The organism is Shewanella sp. WXL01 (genome assembly GCF_012263345.1).
Classification (GTDB): Bacteria; Pseudomonadota; Gammaproteobacteria; order Enterobacterales; family Shewanellaceae; genus Shewanella; species Shewanella maritima.
Map to the genome: position 1 here is coordinate 52,745 of NZ_JAAIKQ010000008.1, position 16,085 is coordinate 68,829.

Genomic DNA, 16,085 nt, shown 5'->3' on the forward strand with positions numbered 1-16,085 from the left:
GCTTACTAAACTAGTAACTCAGTAATTTTGAAATAAAGCGCCGCGCAGGGTCAAAAATCGGCCATAGATTGTATTCTTATTCAACTTTGTTCGCAACTACACCTTAGCTTGTAGAGGCAACAAAATGAGAAAAAGCACCAATTTTTTCACCCTAAACAAAAAAGGAAGCCGAAGCTTCCTTTTCTCAGTAACTTAATTGTCGAAATTAGTCGACGATTTTAGCTACAACACCAGCACCTACTGTGCGGCCACCTTCACGGATTGCGAAACGTAGACCTTCGTCCATCGCGATTGGGTAAATTAGGGTAACATTCATCTTGATGTTGTCACCTGGCATTACCATTTCTACGCCTTCTGGTAGCTCGATAGTACCTGTTACGTCAGTTGTACGGAAGTAGAACTGTGGACGGTAACCTTTGAAGAATGGAGTGTGACGACCACCTTCATCTTTAGATAGTACGTATACTTCTGATTCGAAAGAAGTGTGAGGAGTGATTGTACCTGGCTTAGCTAGTACTTGACCACGCTCAACTTCGTCACGCTTAGTACCACGTAGTAGTACACCACAGTTCTCACCTGCACGACCTTCGTCAAGCAGCTTACGGAACATTTCTACACCTGTACAAGTTGTAGTTGTAGTGTCTTTGATACCAACGATTTCTACGTCGTCACCTACTGTGATGATACCACGCTCAACACGACCTGTTACTACAGTACCACGACCTTGGATTGAGAATACGTCTTCAATCGGTAGTAGGAATGGCTTGTCGATGTCACGCTCTGGCTCTGGGATGTAAGTATCTAGAGCTTCTGCAAGCTCGATTACTTTCTCTTCCCACTGAGCTTCACCGTTTAGTGCGCCTAGTGCAGAACCTTGGATAACTGGTAGGTCATCACCTGGGAAGTCGTACTCAGATAGAAGTTCACGAACTTCCATTTCTACTAGTTCTAGTAGTTCTTCATCGTCAACCATGTCACATTTGTTCATGAATACGATGATGAAAGGTACACCAACCTGACGTGAGAGTAGGATGTGCTCACGAGTCTGTGGCATTGGGCCATCAGTCGCTGCTACTACTAAGATTGCGCCGTCCATCTGTGCAGCACCAGTAATCATGTTTTTAACATAATCCGCGTGACCTGGGCAGTCTACGTGTGCGTAGTGACGAGTTGGAGTATCATATTCGATGTGAGAAGTATTAATTGTAATACCACGCTCACGCTCTTCTGGAGCGTTATCGATTTGTGCGAAATCTTTAGTCTCACCGCCGTATGCTTTAGTTAATACTGCAGAGATAGCCGCTGTTAGAGTAGTTTTACCATGGTCAACGTGACCAATTGTGCCCACGTTTACGTGCGGCTTACTACGTTCAAATTTTTCTTTTGCCATGATATCGCCTCAATCCAGAATCTTTGGTCGTGCAAAAACAGATATAGAAAAAATCCGACGCATATAATGACATCGAATCAGTTATTTTTTGGAAGTTAAGCTTAGCATATAACAGGGGAGGTGCTGATAAGATTAAAGTTTAATTTAATCTTGATAGCAATTTGGAGCGGATGGCGGGAATCGAACCCGCGTTATCAGCTTGGAAGGCTGGAGTAATACCATTATACGACATCCGCGGAACCTGCTAAGGCTACCTAACTGCCTTAAAAAAATGGTGGAGGGAGAAGGATTCGAACCTTCGAAGGCTGAGCCGTCAGATTTACAGTCTGATCCCTTTGGCCACTCGGGAACCCCTCCAGTAAAATGGTGCCGGCACCAAGAGTCGAACTCGGGACCTACTGATTACAAGTCAGTTGCTCTACCAACTGAGCTATGCCGGCGTGTCATTTCGGAAACGGATATTAGGTAAATGTGGCGCTGAGTGCAACTATAAAATTAAAAAAAACCGAAAAAACCACTCAAACGGTGTTTTTTTACGCTTGTTGTTGGTAATTCCGCACATTTGTGCACAAATTTCTATCGGCCTTGAGGCAAATCAAGGCTAACTATTGTTTCGCTTAATGGTTTTGCGGTACTGTGCCAACCTAATCGAAGGAATGGTCATGAATACAACTAATAGCATCCAACAAGCCTTGTTTCATCGTTTCGACCGCGAACAATGGGCAGAGTTACGCCAATCGGTGCCGCTTACTTTGAGCGAAACTGAGCTGGTTGACCTGCAAGGCATGAACGAGCAACTTTCATTAGCTGAAGTTACAGACATCTATTTGCCGTTAAGTCGACTACTTAACCTGATCATCGATGCTAAACAGCAACGTAGTTTCGTGCTTAACCAATTCTTAGATCATAAAGTCGACCACAGTCCTTACATTATTAGTATCTCAGGCAGTGTCGCCGTAGGTAAAAGCACTACAGCCCGTATCTTGCAAACACTACTGCAACGCTGGCCACAGCACCCAAAGGTTGACTTAGTTACCACTGACGGCTTTTTGTACCCGCTAGCAGACCTCAAACGCAAAGGCTTAATGAAGCGTAAAGGCTTCCCCGAAAGTTACGATAAGAAAATGCTCAGTCAGTTTATTGCCGATGTCAAAGCTGGCCATGATGAAGTGCTTGCACCCTTGTACTCTCACGTCACTTATGACCGCCGTCACGACGAGCACCAACCTATTCGCCAACCAGATATTCTTATTCTTGAAGGTTTAAACGTGTTGCAAACCGATGCCGATACCTTAGTCGAGTCGCGCAAACCGTTTGTGTCTGATTTTGTTGATTTCTCTATTTATGTCGATGCTGAAGAGTCACTATTGAAAGAGTGGTACATGCAGCGTTTCTTGCAATTTAGACAAGGGGCATTTGCTAACCCTAAGTCATACTTTAACCACTACTCGAAGCTGACAGATGCCGAGGCCAACGCCATTGCTGCTAATATTTGGGATACCATCAACGGCCCTAACTTAAAGCTCAATATTTTGCCAACCCGCGAGCGCGCGGATTTGATCTTGACCAAAGGTGCCAACCATCTAATGGATAAAGTGTTATTGAAAAAATAACGCGACATCCACAAATACAAAAGGCGCTCAAATTTCAGCGCCTTTTGTTTATCTGAGCCACGAACTTATCTAGGCCACGAGATTTAGTTTGAGCGCAGAGTGATCTCGCCGCCAATAAAGCTCTTCATACCAGCTTCAGTTTCAAGTACCACAGCACCTTGATTATCAATGCCATGATAAGCACCATGAACTTCATTCGGTGCCATCAATAGTTTGACCTGCTTTTGCATAAATAAATCAGCCTGATTCCAACGCTCAATAAAGCTTGCCAAGCCATTCGCCTCAAACTCACGTAAATCAAGAGTTAGCTGTTTATGCAACGCGATCAGCAGTTGGGTTTTACTCATGCTCTTATCAAGATGCGACAAGTCACTCCAAGGTTGATCAATTTGATTTCCCTGAGTCGCTGGCATATTCATGTTTAAGCCAATACCAATAACTAACTCAACGCCTTGAGTTTGATTTTGCCCAAGCTCCACCAGCACACCCGCGAGCTTACGCCCTTCAAGATAGATGTCATTTGGCCATTTAAGCCCTAGCTCAGTCACCCCAAAATCCTGTAGCACCTTAACCAACGCGCAGCCAACCACTAGGCTCAGTCCCATTAATTGCTGAGGTGCTAACTGACTCCGCCAAAACAGTGAGGTGTATAAATGATGCCCGTATGGCGATTGCCATGCTCGCCCTCGGCGCCCTCGCCCCTGCGACTGATACTCAGCAACACAAAAGTCGCCGCTTGCCAACTCAGCAGCGTGACCCATAACAAAAGCATTGGTACTGTCAATTTCATCAAAATAAAAGCAACGCTTGTCGATGTTGGCGATAAGCTCAGCCTCGTCAATCAGACTCACCGCAGATGCTAGCTGGTAACCTTTACCCTTAACGCTATATATATCGATACCATATTCAGCCATTGCATCAATATGCTGATTAACCGCGCCTCGGCTTAAGCCTATATGCTGGGCAATGGTCTCACCTGATACAAAACGCTGCGCACTTAATAATTGTAAGATTTGTCGCTTTCTCGACCAATGTTGGTTACTCATAGGCTTATCTCCCCTTGTTCGCCAAACACTCTCGGCTCTGCATGTAAACGAATAGCAAACTTACGTTCGACGACCTCAACAACATAATGAGCCAAAGCGCGAATATCCGCGCCGTTTGCCCCACCTAAATTCACTAGCACTAACGCTTGTTGATGATGAACACCGACTGCACCTTGCTGATACCCCTTCAAACCCGCATTATCGATTAACCAACCGGCAGCAACTTTCACCGAGCCGTTGTCTTGCTCATAGCCGACAATCTTGTCAAACCGCTTTTTTAACTCAGCAAACTGTTGCCCACCAATAATCGGGTTTTTAAAAAAGCTGCCGACATTACCCAGTACTTTAGGGTCGGGGAGCTTACTCATGCGCGTTGCGCACACACAATCAAATACCTGCTTAGCGCTAACATCTGTACCGATTAAATGAGTTAGCGGACCATAACTCAGGTTCGGTTGCCAATCACTTGGGATAAACAAGGTCACAGCACTAATGATCGCCTTGTCTTTTAACTGATGCTTGAAAACCGAATCTCGGTAGGCAAACTCGCACTGACTGTTATTTAACGTTTTGAAAGTGAGCGACTCAAGGTCTAGATACTCCACAGAGCGGCAAAACTGGCTTAACTCGAGGCCATAGGCTCCAATATTTTGAATTGGCGCCGCGCCAACGGTGCCCGGGATTAACGCCAGATTCTCTAGGCCGTAATAACCATGCGCTAAGCAAAACTCGACTAATTGATGCCAGTCTTCACCCGTCTGCACAACCAACTCTACACCGCCGTCAACCTGATGAACTTCTATGCCTTTGCTATTCATTAGTAGGCATGTGCCAGCAAAATCAGCGGTTAAAATCACGTTGCTGCCACCGCCTAATATCAACATAGGCGTATTGTTTACTTTGAGCTGCTGGCACGCAGTGACTAACTGTGATTTAGTTTCAATGACTTCTAGTGCTTGGCATGACTGCGCTAGCCCTAGAGTATTGTATTGCTGTAAAGAGACGGGCATGAAAGGCTGCCTTTGCTGAATAGACGGATAAACTTAGAGGTTATTGTAAAACAAAGCCCTAGCAGGCGCGATGCAATAATGCTACTAGGACTTACCATTTTACTTTGAGGGAGAATGAACGCCTTTTCGTAAGTTAATCTTCAAACAAAGCATTAATTTGCTCAGCTAACAATGACTCATGAGTAGTTAGCGCATCAGCGATTTTATCAAGCAAAGGCTTATGGCTGACTAAACGACGCTCGACACTTTGCTCGGCGGTCACTAGCCAGTTGCGTACGCTTTGCTGAGCTTGCAGCAATAAGTCACTTTCCTCATAGCGGGTTAATAGCTTGATATTAAGCGGCCCCAACTCTTCATCTAGCCCAGCTTCGTAAATCACGTGCATGGCTAGATTAGTGGCTTTTTCAATGTCATTACTGGCACCTGCACTCACCTCGTCACTATTACCGGTTAGAATTTTCTCAGCCATGCGTCCCGCGAGCATAACTTCAAGGTGCGACATAGCTGTGGTTTTAGACAAGCTTTCATAGCTTTCACTTGGTCGCAGAGCCACAAACCCTAACGCTTGATTGCGGGGTTCAATGGTAACAAAGTCTACTTCACGATTTGGGAACAACAGCTTTGAGACCAACAAGTGCCCTGCTTCATGATACGCTGTGCGTTTTTTCTCCTCATCCGACATCGAAATATTTTCAGACGGAGTGCCGTAACTCACCCGGATCATGGTTTGTTGCAAGTTGGCAAAAGTCACTTCTTTGCCCTCGCTAACTGCGCTATAGATTGTCTCTCTGAAAACCTGCTCAATTTGCGCTGCCGACATGCCACGCGACGCACTTACCAAGTCGATAAGCAACTCATCACTTAGGGGTAATTGGTATTTATCTGCAAAGCGTTTAAAGAACGCATTTCTTGCGGCACTATTAGGTAAGTCACAATAAATGGTTTCATCAAAGCGCCCAGGACGCATCAAGGCTGAGTCTAATAACTCTGGTAAGTTGGTCGCAGCCATAACAAACACTTGCCCGGCAGACTGATCAAAGCCATCCATTTCAGTGAGCAAGGCATTAACCGTTAGGTTACGGTCTTTATCAGCACTGCTTTCGCCACTTGTTCTTTGCCCCGCGATAGCATCAATTTCATCAATAAACACTATTGATGGAGCATAGCGCCTCGCTGCAGCAAACAGTTTTTTAATATTGTCAGCACTGCCACCTGAATGCGACGCAGATATGCTTGATGATGACACACTAAAGAAAGGCAACTGGCTTTCGCCAGCAAGGGCTCTTGCCAGCAAGGTTTTTCCAGTGCCAGATGGACCGGCAAACAAGAAACCACTCGGAGGTTTGACATTGTACGCGGCAAGCTGGTGTGGCGACTTAAGCCACTGCAATACCTGAGTTAAACGATCTTTCGCACGCTCTAGCCCAACAACATCGGCTAGCGTTTCTGTGGGCACATCATGACTAAATAGCTCGTCACCGCGAACATCCTGACTTTGCACTTGCTGCACATAGCCTAGCTCGTGATAGCACACACTTAACCCGCTCGCCGATGACTGCATTGTTAATTGGTAATCGAGCTGCAAGTTCCTGCGCTGCATTTGCTGCAAGCTGCGCTCCATATGCAACTCATCACTCACAACAGTCAGCATACTAGTCAGCCAGTTTTCTTGTGCCGGGGTGAGATTAAAGTGTTCACGAATATCATGACTACTGGCAAGTACATCAGCCCCTGTAGGCTTATGTGTTTCATAACCTGACAGCAGCTGGTAGGTAAAAATAGGCATTAGCGGTACGTCAGCTAAGTGCTGCACTAAATAGCTATCTAGTGGTTGACCTAGCTTTTCAACGAGTTGTAAATCAAGTAATAACACGTCAGGGCGAACCTGACTTACCAAGGCCGATAACTGAGTCGGCTCGTCGCACAGGTGACAGTTGTACTCTGCTGGTAATTCATTTAACGCACTAAATACTCTAGGGTCGTCGTCGAGTACCAGAATACTTGGCTGACAGGGCTCCATTAACGGCTTCGTCTCGACATCAACGGTAATCTCAAGCTCAGATCTGTTGGCATCTAACAGGCCTGCACCTTGAGTAAGCAGTTGTGATTGCAGCTGTGACAAACGGCCGTTAAGTCTGCGCACTGATAAATCAGGCGCCATGGTTTTAAGCATAAAACTGGCAAAGTTTTCAGGCCAATGATAACTCAACCCTTTTTGCTCTTGACTCGACCGCAGACTGCGCTCGGCTAACGCCAATAAATGATTCACCTTTAATGGTGAGAACATTACTGCGTTACCTTTTGCCAGACGGTTAATAAACTCTGGCGATAATCGGGTATTACTGCCATTTGCCACTGAGCTAGATAGCACGTCAAACACACTGAGCTGTTTGTTTTGCGGCTTACTTGCAAGTAAGTCCTGGCCTAGATTAGATGTGAACAAGATAAAGCACTGACTGAAGTCGACGTCTTCCTGACTGGTATTGTCTTTAGCAATACCGCTATCCAGCACCGACAATAACGACTGAATCACATTGGGGTGAGCTTTTTCTATTTCATCAAAAATCAACACGCTGCGAGGGTTAGCACGAACAAAAGAGGTTAAGGTTCCTAAGCTAGCATCTATGTACTGAATACCACTACCAAATAACTTTGATGGATCGCGCTTATCGCAATAACCTTCCATCTTAAACATCTTATACTGGTAGCCACTGCCTTCACACGCGTTTAGCTCATCGATAAACTCGGTCGCCAAATAGGTTTTACCTACACCAGATGGTCCAAGAAAAGTATAAATCGCTCTTGGCCCGCTATGAGTTTCAATACATGAGCTTAAATACCCCTGGCATAACTGCTCAATCGCATAAGACTGACCAATCACTTTATCAGCCAACGCCTTTTTCATTCGTTGACTAGTTTGCGCTGAATTTATCAGGCGGTTGGCGACCTGGTTTTGCTGCTTAAGCAGCTCAAATAAGGCAATATTGCTATTGCAAAGACTATCAACAAACTCCGCTACGTCGAGCTTGCCATCGGCAGATATAGCACTAAGCAAACATTCCTTTATTATTTGCGGAAATCTTAATTTGGGAGCATTGCGTTTTGCTAGTTGATACCAGGTTGTCGTCGGCTCGCCAAAGCTACGGGTCTCGGCGACTTGCTCTAGCTGTAACCTTTGCTCATACACAACTGGTGGGAACACGATTTGGTAGTGCTGGCACCCAAAGCGCTCTGCCAATGCATTTAACAAAGGTCTACTGGCTAAAAAGGCACCAAGCAGCGCTTTATCATCAACAACCTTGGCAGAACCCATGTCTTCATGAGTGCTGTCACTATTTTCAGTAAAGTATTTAGCCGCTGCCATTACGGCAAGTTCTTGAATGATATGCTTTGAAGCGTTATCTAGCTCGGCATAAGCTGATTGCAAATCGGTAAAAGCCATTGATTTTCTATTCTTTTTAGTTGTAGTACTTTTAGTTGGCGTATCTGAAGGTAGAAAGCTTGAAACATCTAAATTACTGTACTCAGCGGTAGCAACATGCACCTTATCTTCAGCAGTTGGCTGTTCGGCACTAGGTTTTACTTGGGCGGTTTGGTGACTCGGGTTAGATGACTTGGTTGCCACACTCGCTTTTGCTTGCTCTGCGTTATCATCGAACATGGATTTGAGTTTATCGCTCAATTCGTTGAGCTTGTCGTTATCAAGAAAATTAAACAAAAACTGTAAGTCCTTATAAACATCAATATGGGTATTTGCAGGAACGCTTTTAAAATGCTCGCGGCAGTATCCGGCAAACTCGCCGACGTTGAGGCCCAGCATTAGACCACTAATATCACGGGGCAAAAATAGAAAAGGAGTAAGACAACTGGCGCCGTCATAAGCATGAATAATGTCTATGAGCTTTTGCTCATCTTTAATGTTCAGCTTATCAGTGCGAAAAAACAGCAGGCTGTTGGTATCAGTAATTAAAGAGAAATCAACCACCGACTTAAGTTGCTGCTCACCATATAAGCGAGCAGTTACCGCCAAAATCAGTGGCATAAACATGTCTTCATGGCACAACATATCTTCTGATAGTACTTCATCGCCAAATACCACATCGCAACGATTAAAAAACGCTTTACTGATCCGAATCATGCTTGCTGACCTAAACTTCCCTTTACCCACATAGCAGTACAAACTGAGCCAAAAAATCAGCCCAAACAACAAACTACACTGTATTACAAATCACCTCACAACCACAGCGTCCTAACCTCAAAAATACAATTATTTATACCAACTGGGGTTTAACATCGGAAGTTGGCTTTAGGTCTGTTACAATGTGCCTCTCACAGCAACGCAGCAAGGCATATCCGCTCGCCATGTCAGTTATTCAATCTCACAAATTTAAGCCTTTCTTATTCTTTGCTCTCGCTTTAGCATGCCTGTTACCCGCTATTTCATCACCTATTGCACTGCTAATGGGATTTACCCTAGCAAGCCTTGGCTTGGTGCCAGACAATCTGGATTTAGCTAAGTGGACTAAAAAACTGCTGGCATACTCCATTGTTGGATTAGGTTTTGGCATTAACTTACCTGAAGCCATCGCTGCAAGTCGTGACAATATCGGGCTGATTATTGGCTCTATTATCTTCACCCTAGTTCTGGGATATGGCCTAACAAGATTAATGAAGTTAGAGCAGAAAACCGGTCATTTGATTAGCTGCGGCACCGCAATTTGTGGCGGCAGCGCGATTGCCGCGGTTGCACCAGCAATCAATGCCAAAAATGATCAAACTGCTGTCGCGCTTGCCTGTATTTTTTTACTCAACTCTGTGGCCTTGTTCGTATTCCCAACCCTGGGACACGCCTTTAACCTGTCTGAATATGATTTTGGTGTATGGAGCGCAATTGCGATTCACGACACCTCATCGGTTGTCGGCGCAGCTGCCGCCTATGGAGATGAAGCTTTAAAAACCGCTACCACAGTTAAGCTTGCCAGAGCGCTATGGATTATTCCAATTGCGCTGTTGAGCGCTGTCGCTTTTGGTGGCGATCGCAGCAAAATCGCCATTCCATACTTTATTGGTTTTTACTGCCTCGCCATCGCGATTGCCTACTTTTTACCTCAAGGGCAAGCAGTTTATGAAGTCGCGTTTAACGCTTCCAAGCGTATATTAATTGTATGTCTATTTTTAATTGGTGCGGGAATTACAGTTAAGAAAATGCGTGCTAATGGACCTAAGCCGCTGCTGCTTGGGGTATTACTCTGGTTCGCAATTGGTGCAAGTTCACTTGCCTACATTTTGATGACCGGGCAATAATTTAATCACTTGGCAGTAATTCAACTAAGTGGCGGACTCGCTGAGATGTTGAAGCTACAGCAATGAGAGGTGTTTGATTCCTGGCATCGAGCCCTATAGCAAAACTCTAGGCTAGCAGTCCTGGCTAAACGATTGAAATGAACTCGCAAGGATAGAAGTTAACCTTCTTCAATGTATGGTTTGGACAATACCAACCAGATAAGACTCGCAAAGGCGCTTAACTCGATCAGCGCCCGAGTTAACCCTGAAGTATAGATAGATGCCACTACGGCAATCACGCATAGCAGCACGATCAATACAGCTTTGATTCGTTTATTGGCAATGAGTGACTTCATGAATTCCCCCAACTTTATGTTAGGTAAATTATCTCGGCCACCCTGCTAAGTTGCCAATAACGATACCGTCTATGATATGCCTTTCTTTTTACCGCGCAGTTTCATCAGCTTGCGACTCACCTGCATTCACCTTATCGCTAGGTCGCTGCAACAGCACTTGACTGGCTATAGCAAATAAACAATAGGCCGCAAAAAAGTAAAAACCATTCTCAAATTGAGCCTGGGTTTGCAGCATCTCACCCATTCCCGCTGAGGCATTACCTGCCATATAAACAATAATCAGCGCCACGACGAAGACATCGGCCATAGACCACTTACTAATTAGCGCCATAAAACGATAAATACCTAATCGAATACTTAACTTTATTGGTAAATGTATCACTAACATCAACAGCAACTTGATAGCTGGAATAACTATACTGAACAACCCCACCAGTGCAGCAACGAGTAGATGGTTAGATAGATATAACTCTGAAACGGTATCAGCAATGCTGCGGGTCTTGTGAAATACCTCGACTTGCCCTTCAACCTCATCTAACCCGAGCATAGACAGCGCCATATTAAGCATACTTGCTGCACTAGATTGTGAGTTGGCAGATACATTGTCCAGCAATAGCTGCTTACCAGTGTCCACCATCTGCGCTTTTTCGATGCTGCCAGTAATGGTTAATACCGGTTGCGTCACCCCGGGAATAAGTAAAGCAAGGGAGCAAACAACCAACACAATAGAAATAACAACTCTCATGAAAAACCCGCAGATATAAACACAAAAAAGGCCATCATAGTCGATGGCCTGTTTTTATGTCACCTTTGATAGCATAGTTACAACAACCAGGTGACACGATTGAGTGACAAAAATTAACCCACTAATAGAAAGGCGTCGGGTCAACATCAAGTGAACTTGGCGACACGCCTCGCTCAATCACTAAGTCTGACTTTTTCAAATCGACAAATGCTACCTCGGTATAACGACGATGTTTTTGCGAATAAAAACACTTAACAATCGGATGCAATGCGTCGCGATTTTTTGAATCCCATACAATACCAACACGTTCATCAGACAATTGCACCAACGAGCCAACTGGATAAACACCGACACAGCGAATAAACTCGTATACCAGTTTTTGATCTAGATGGAATGGGGTTAAGCTAATTAAGATTTTAAATGCGGCCGCAGGGCTCATCGCCTCTTTGTAGCAGCGCGTTGCCGTGAGCGCATCGTAAATATCAACAATACAGCTCATACGGCCATGCATAGGGATTTCATCTCCTTTCAAGCCTCTAGGATAACCTTTGCCGTCAAGTTTTTCGTGGTGCATCAAGCACACGTCAATACTGACCTGAGACAAGCCTTCAATGTCGCGCATAATATCGATTGCGTAAACTTGATGCAGCTTCATCTTTTCAAATTCTTCAGCGGTCAGTCTGGCAGGCTTATGCAAAATCTCATTATCGACTTTGACCTTGCCAATATCATGCAAGATACCACCAACGGCCATTTGCTTAATCAATTCAGGGTCAAGGTCAAGGTAGCGACCAAAAGTCACCAGCAAAAAGGCAACGTTAATCGAGTGCTCAAGTAAATAGGCATCTTTTGAACGTAGTGCTGAAATACACTTAAAAGCATCGGCATCATCCATTACCGACTCGATCATTTTGTCAGCCACTTCGCCAAACTGCGCCACCTCGATAGCTTTACCCTCGAAGGTTTCTGACATCACTTTTTTGATCAAGCCTTTAGCTTCAGACAAAAGTTTCTTCGCCTGTTTTTGCTTAACGTCGCGAGGATTCGTCGCAGGCTTTTTCGCTAACGGATTACCAGATACTTTTGGCTTCACCTTTTTCAACCCGCAGCTATCCGACGAGCGCTCGACATCGACCCAAACGGTTTTAATACCATTTTTGGTTAACTTAGTAATAGCATCACGGTTTTTTATCTGGCCTGCATTAGAAACAGCGACCTTACTATTATTGTGGTCAATGGCGGTAACGAACATGCCGATAGCCAATTTAGACACGGGGATCTTAATCAGATTGTCTGATCCCGCAGATACATTCATTTATACAGCGCTCCAACAAAGTTGATATTGCAGATAGAGGCGGATACAGAAAAGAGGTTTGTTATTGTCTGATTAATTTTATGCTTTGTCAGTAACAATTTCCAAATAAAAACTTGCTTATTTTTAGACCTGTATCCGGTATCTCTACCTCAATAAGGCATTGATCCACGCTTTTGCCCATAAATGCGAGTTTAGACGTATAAATTAAAGTAATTCTTGTATCACAAGACTGAAAATTGGATATCGGCTTTTTAATTTCAGGCTGGTATATTAGATTTTCATGTGCAATCAAATAGTAAGATAGCACCGAGATAAACACGTGGGAGAGAACATTGCCGGGCCAGGTTTTTGCGACACACATTAGCGAGCTAAAACAAAAACTCGCTAAATTGAGACATGCGCCTATCGCTGACCCAATTCTACAACTGTCAGTAGAAGCCCCTTCTCTGCCCGTATTATCATGGCTAGCGGCACAAACCTTATACCCGAGGATCTACTGGCATGGACGTGACAAAGTAGAAGAAGTCGCAGCAATCGGTGCCTGCAAAGACTTCTACTTTCATGATCAAATTAATGATGATGACCTCGCTAGACTTTATCAAAGCCAGCGCAATAAAAGTAACGGCCAAGACATTCGCTACTATGGCGGCTTAGCATTTGACCGCACAGTAGAATGCTGGGACGAATTTGGTCGCGCGCGCTTTGTGCTGCCTAGGATTGAAATTCGTCGCCACGGCAACAAGCTGCGTATATTGCTCAACCTTGACTTTGAAGGCAAAGACCCCAGCCAAGAGTGCGACGCTGCACTTGCCGATTTACAACAACTGCAGAAGCCTCTGCCACTAACACCACCAAGTAAACTGTCATTAATGGGCCGCAGCGACTTGCCAAATTACCCTCGCTGGCAAGAGCTGGTTGAACAAGTCACGCAACAGCAATTTAATCAAGCCACGCCCAAAGTAGTACTGTCTCGACAAACTCAGCTTGAGGTCAGTGGTAATATTGACCCTTGGACCGTACTTGCTTGCTGGCAAGGCCGTAATCCAAATAGCTTTCAATTTGGTTTTCAGTTCTCGCCAGAACGGGCGTTTATCTCCTGTTCACCCGAGCGCTTATACCTGCGCCGCCAACAAGAGCTCTACACTGAAGCATTAGCAGGCACCACCACTCGCGGGCTCAATACAGAAGAAGACAACCAACTCGCAAAGCAGTTACTCGAAGATACTAAGAACAGCCACGAAAACCAGCTGGTGCGTGAACATATCGTCGACTCCTTGTCATCGTTAAGCCAGTACGTCGGCGCAGAAGAAACACCCAAGATATTCAAGCTGAACCATATTCAGCACTTGCACCGTGCTATTCGAGCACAGCTGCATTCTGGAGTGAACGATTTTGATCTGCTGAAAGCTTTGCACCCGACTCCAGCAGTCGGCGGCTTACCAAGGCAGTCAGCGTTAAGCTTTATTCGGCAAAGAGAAGGTTACGCTCGTGGCTGGTATGCAGGAGCGTGTGGTTATTTAAACCATTATGAATCGGAGTTTTCAGTGGCCATTCGTAGTGCACTGATAGAGCCTAACCGCGTTAACCTGTTCGCAGGCGCAGGTATTGTGGCAGGTTCAGATCCGCAAGCCGAGTGGCAAGAGTTAGAAAATAAACTCGCTACCATTTTATCGATACTAATTGATTTCTAATCAAACACTTCAGTAAGAACAGTATAACCTAGCAACGCAGTGCAGCTAAATTGCGCTTTTCGCTGCTTACACTTGGTGCTATTATCCCGCCCCCTAATTTACGCCTAGACTCTTTGTTAATTGTTAGTGCTTAAGCTCCTAGCTCGAAGTTCAGAGCGCTAAGGTAAGTTAGTTATACTCTGTACAAGCGCTGCTAAAAACTGAACTCTTAAATCAATAATCAGCAGCGGCGTTAACTTCGCGGGTTCCCTCACCCCGCATAATGAAACTAAAAAGGTCACAATATGCTTAGTTTAACTGCGCCGCAAATTCGCCGCGCCCTCACTTTATTGGTGAGCTTTCACATTTTAATCATCTGCGCCAGCAACTACTTAGTGCAGCTGCCATTTCAAATATTCGGTTTCCACACCACTTGGGGGGCATTTAGCTTTCCATTTGTGTACCTAGCAACTGACCTCACCGTGCGTATTTTCGGTCAACAGGCAGCGCGTAAGATCATCTTTAAAGCTATGATCCCTGCACTGCTTATCTCATATCTCGTGGGTGTTGTGTTCACTCAAGGACAGTTTCAAGGCCTAACAGCGCTAACCGATATCAATACCTTTGTATTGCGTATCGCTTTTGCTAGCTTTGTGGCGTACCTATTTGGTCAGTTGATGGACATTACTGTGTTCGCCCGTTTACGTACGCTGAAAAAATGGTGGGTCGCACCGGCTGCCTCCACAGTTGTGGGCAATCTAGTGGATACTATAGTGTTCTTTAGTGTGGCATTTTACGCCTCGACTGACGCCTTTATGGCGCAGCACTGGCCAGAAATCGCCAGTGTCGACTATGGCTTCAAGCTTATTGTTAGCCTTGGACTATTTTTACCCGCTTACGGTGTACTACTTAAAGTGCTGCAAGACAAAATTTTAGCGACGACAGACCAGCAAACCTTACGCAACTAACGACAGATTTATGTCATTTGAGCGAACAAGATCACGGTTACTGTTCGCTCATTCTGATCAGCACACTAGCAGATAACTGGACTGACCTGTTATACTTGCCGCAATTTTAACCCTTTAGTTAATGGCATTTATACCAAGGAGAGTTGTGATGTACTCCACTGAAATTAAGGCTTATAGCCAACTTTCATCAAAAGTTCTAAGCGAACTGACTCGTTTAACTCACATGATCCCTGAGTTAGACCGCCCGCAAACTGAGCTAGATTTGCAACAGCGTTTAGCGAACAAACCATGCTTGGTGTTACTTGCCTATGTTGAAGATGAACTCGCTGGGTTCAAACTAGGTTACGCCGAGTCTGACACTGTGTTTTACAGCTGGTTAGGTGGAGTTGCACCAGACTTTAGAAACCTAGGCCTGGCGAAGTCAATGTTGGAGTATCAAGAGAAATGGGCTGCTGAGCAAGGTTATCAAACCATGACAGTTAAAACCCGAAATCACTTCAAAGCCATGTTAACTATGTTGGTTCGTAGCCAATATCAGATCACAGAAATTGCGCCAGCGGCTGATATCGCCCACAACAAACTGCATTTACAAAAACAGCTGTAGGAATTAAAGGCTCACACTATCAAGGTGTTACAAACGGCAATTGTAAAGATAGCACTAATTGCCATCTTACACTTGCAAGTGATAA

12 protein-coding genes and 3 tRNA genes are annotated in these 16,085 nt (G+C 44.9%); 5 read left to right on the forward strand and 10 right to left on the reverse strand.

Going from position 1 to position 16,085, the window contains the following annotated elements:
• Positions 1–205 precede the first annotated feature (205 nt).
• From tuf to G3R49_RS15820, 4 genes are all read right to left on the reverse strand, one after another.
• Positions 206–1,390, reverse strand: a complete 1,185-nt coding sequence (gene tuf, locus G3R49_RS15805) for an elongation factor Tu (protein WP_130600035.1) — start codon at positions 1,388–1,390, stop codon at positions 206–208.
• 162 nt (positions 1,391–1,552) lie between these two features.
• Positions 1,553–1,626 (reverse strand) — tRNA-Gly (locus G3R49_RS15810).
• Positions 1,627–1,662: 36 nt separating this feature from the next.
• A tRNA-Tyr gene (locus tag G3R49_RS15815) sits at positions 1,663–1,747 on the reverse strand.
• Positions 1,748–1,754: 7 nt separating this feature from the next.
• Positions 1,755–1,830 (reverse strand) — tRNA-Thr (locus G3R49_RS15820).
• A 222-nt stretch (positions 1,831–2,052) separates the two neighbouring features.
• Here G3R49_RS15820 and coaA point away from each other — a divergent pair.
• Positions 2,053–3,003, forward strand: coding sequence for a type I pantothenate kinase (gene coaA / locus G3R49_RS15825; RefSeq protein ID WP_130600033.1), 951 nt, complete (start codon positions 2,053–2,055; stop codon positions 3,001–3,003).
• 83 nt (positions 3,004–3,086) lie between these two features.
• Here coaA and birA read toward each other — a convergent pair whose 3' ends face one another.
• The 3 genes from birA to G3R49_RS15840 all read right to left on the reverse strand — a co-directional run bounded on the left by birA (position 3,087) and on the right by G3R49_RS15840 (position 9,197).
• On the reverse strand, positions 3,087–4,049 hold the full coding sequence (gene birA, locus G3R49_RS15830; RefSeq protein WP_167870306.1) for a bifunctional biotin--[acetyl-CoA-carboxylase] ligase/biotin operon repressor BirA: 963 nt from the start codon (positions 4,047–4,049) through the stop codon (positions 3,087–3,089).
• Positions 4,046–5,059 (reverse strand): UDP-N-acetylmuramate dehydrogenase, encoded by a 1,014-nt coding sequence (murB, locus tag G3R49_RS15835; RefSeq protein ID WP_167870307.1) that lies wholly within the window; start codon positions 5,057–5,059, stop codon positions 4,046–4,048. The genes birA and murB overlap by 4 nt, the downstream gene beginning before the upstream one ends.
• Positions 5,060–5,192: 133 nt before the next feature.
• Positions 5,193–9,197, reverse strand: a complete 4,005-nt coding sequence (locus G3R49_RS15840; protein ID WP_167870308.1) for an AAA family ATPase — start codon at positions 9,195–9,197, stop codon at positions 5,193–5,195.
• A 224-nt stretch (positions 9,198–9,421) separates the two neighbouring features.
• On the opposite strand from G3R49_RS15840, the gene G3R49_RS15845 reads away from it, so the two are divergent.
• Positions 9,422–10,363, forward strand: coding sequence for a YeiH family protein (locus tag G3R49_RS15845; protein WP_167870367.1), 942 nt, complete (start codon positions 9,422–9,424; stop codon positions 10,361–10,363).
• Positions 10,364–10,521: 158 nt separating this feature from the next.
• Here G3R49_RS15845 and G3R49_RS15850 read toward each other — a convergent pair whose 3' ends face one another.
• The 3 genes from G3R49_RS15850 to G3R49_RS15860 all read right to left on the reverse strand — a co-directional run bounded on the left by G3R49_RS15850 (position 10,522) and on the right by G3R49_RS15860 (position 12,758).
• The gene (locus G3R49_RS15850) at positions 10,522–10,698 is read right to left on the reverse strand and encodes a hypothetical protein (RefSeq protein WP_165399007.1); all 177 of its coding nucleotides are present in this window, start codon (positions 10,696–10,698) and stop codon (positions 10,522–10,524) included.
• A gap of 88 nt (positions 10,699–10,786) precedes the next feature.
• Positions 10,787–11,443 (reverse strand): paraquat-inducible protein A, encoded by a 657-nt coding sequence (locus G3R49_RS15855; protein ID WP_167870309.1) that lies wholly within the window; start codon positions 11,441–11,443, stop codon positions 10,787–10,789.
• A 121-nt stretch (positions 11,444–11,564) separates the two neighbouring features.
• Complete coding sequence (locus G3R49_RS15860; protein ID WP_167870310.1) at positions 11,565–12,758, reverse strand: HD-GYP domain-containing protein; 1,194 nt, start codon at positions 12,756–12,758, stop codon at positions 11,565–11,567.
• Positions 12,759–13,117: 359 nt separating this feature from the next.
• Between G3R49_RS15860 and G3R49_RS15865 the strand changes: the two genes are divergently transcribed.
• The 3 genes from G3R49_RS15865 to G3R49_RS15875 all read left to right on the forward strand — a co-directional run bounded on the left by G3R49_RS15865 (position 13,118) and on the right by G3R49_RS15875 (position 16,000).
• Positions 13,118–14,449, forward strand: a complete 1,332-nt coding sequence (locus G3R49_RS15865; protein WP_348633937.1) for an isochorismate synthase — start codon at positions 13,118–13,120, stop codon at positions 14,447–14,449.
• A 284-nt stretch (positions 14,450–14,733) separates the two neighbouring features.
• Positions 14,734–15,396, forward strand: coding sequence for a 7-cyano-7-deazaguanine/7-aminomethyl-7-deazaguanine transporter (locus G3R49_RS15870; RefSeq protein ID WP_167870311.1), 663 nt, complete (start codon positions 14,734–14,736; stop codon positions 15,394–15,396).
• A gap of 148 nt (positions 15,397–15,544) precedes the next feature.
• On the forward strand, positions 15,545–16,000 hold the full coding sequence (locus G3R49_RS15875; RefSeq protein WP_130600019.1) for a GNAT family N-acetyltransferase: 456 nt from the start codon (positions 15,545–15,547) through the stop codon (positions 15,998–16,000).
• Positions 16,001–16,085: the final 85 nt, after the last annotated feature.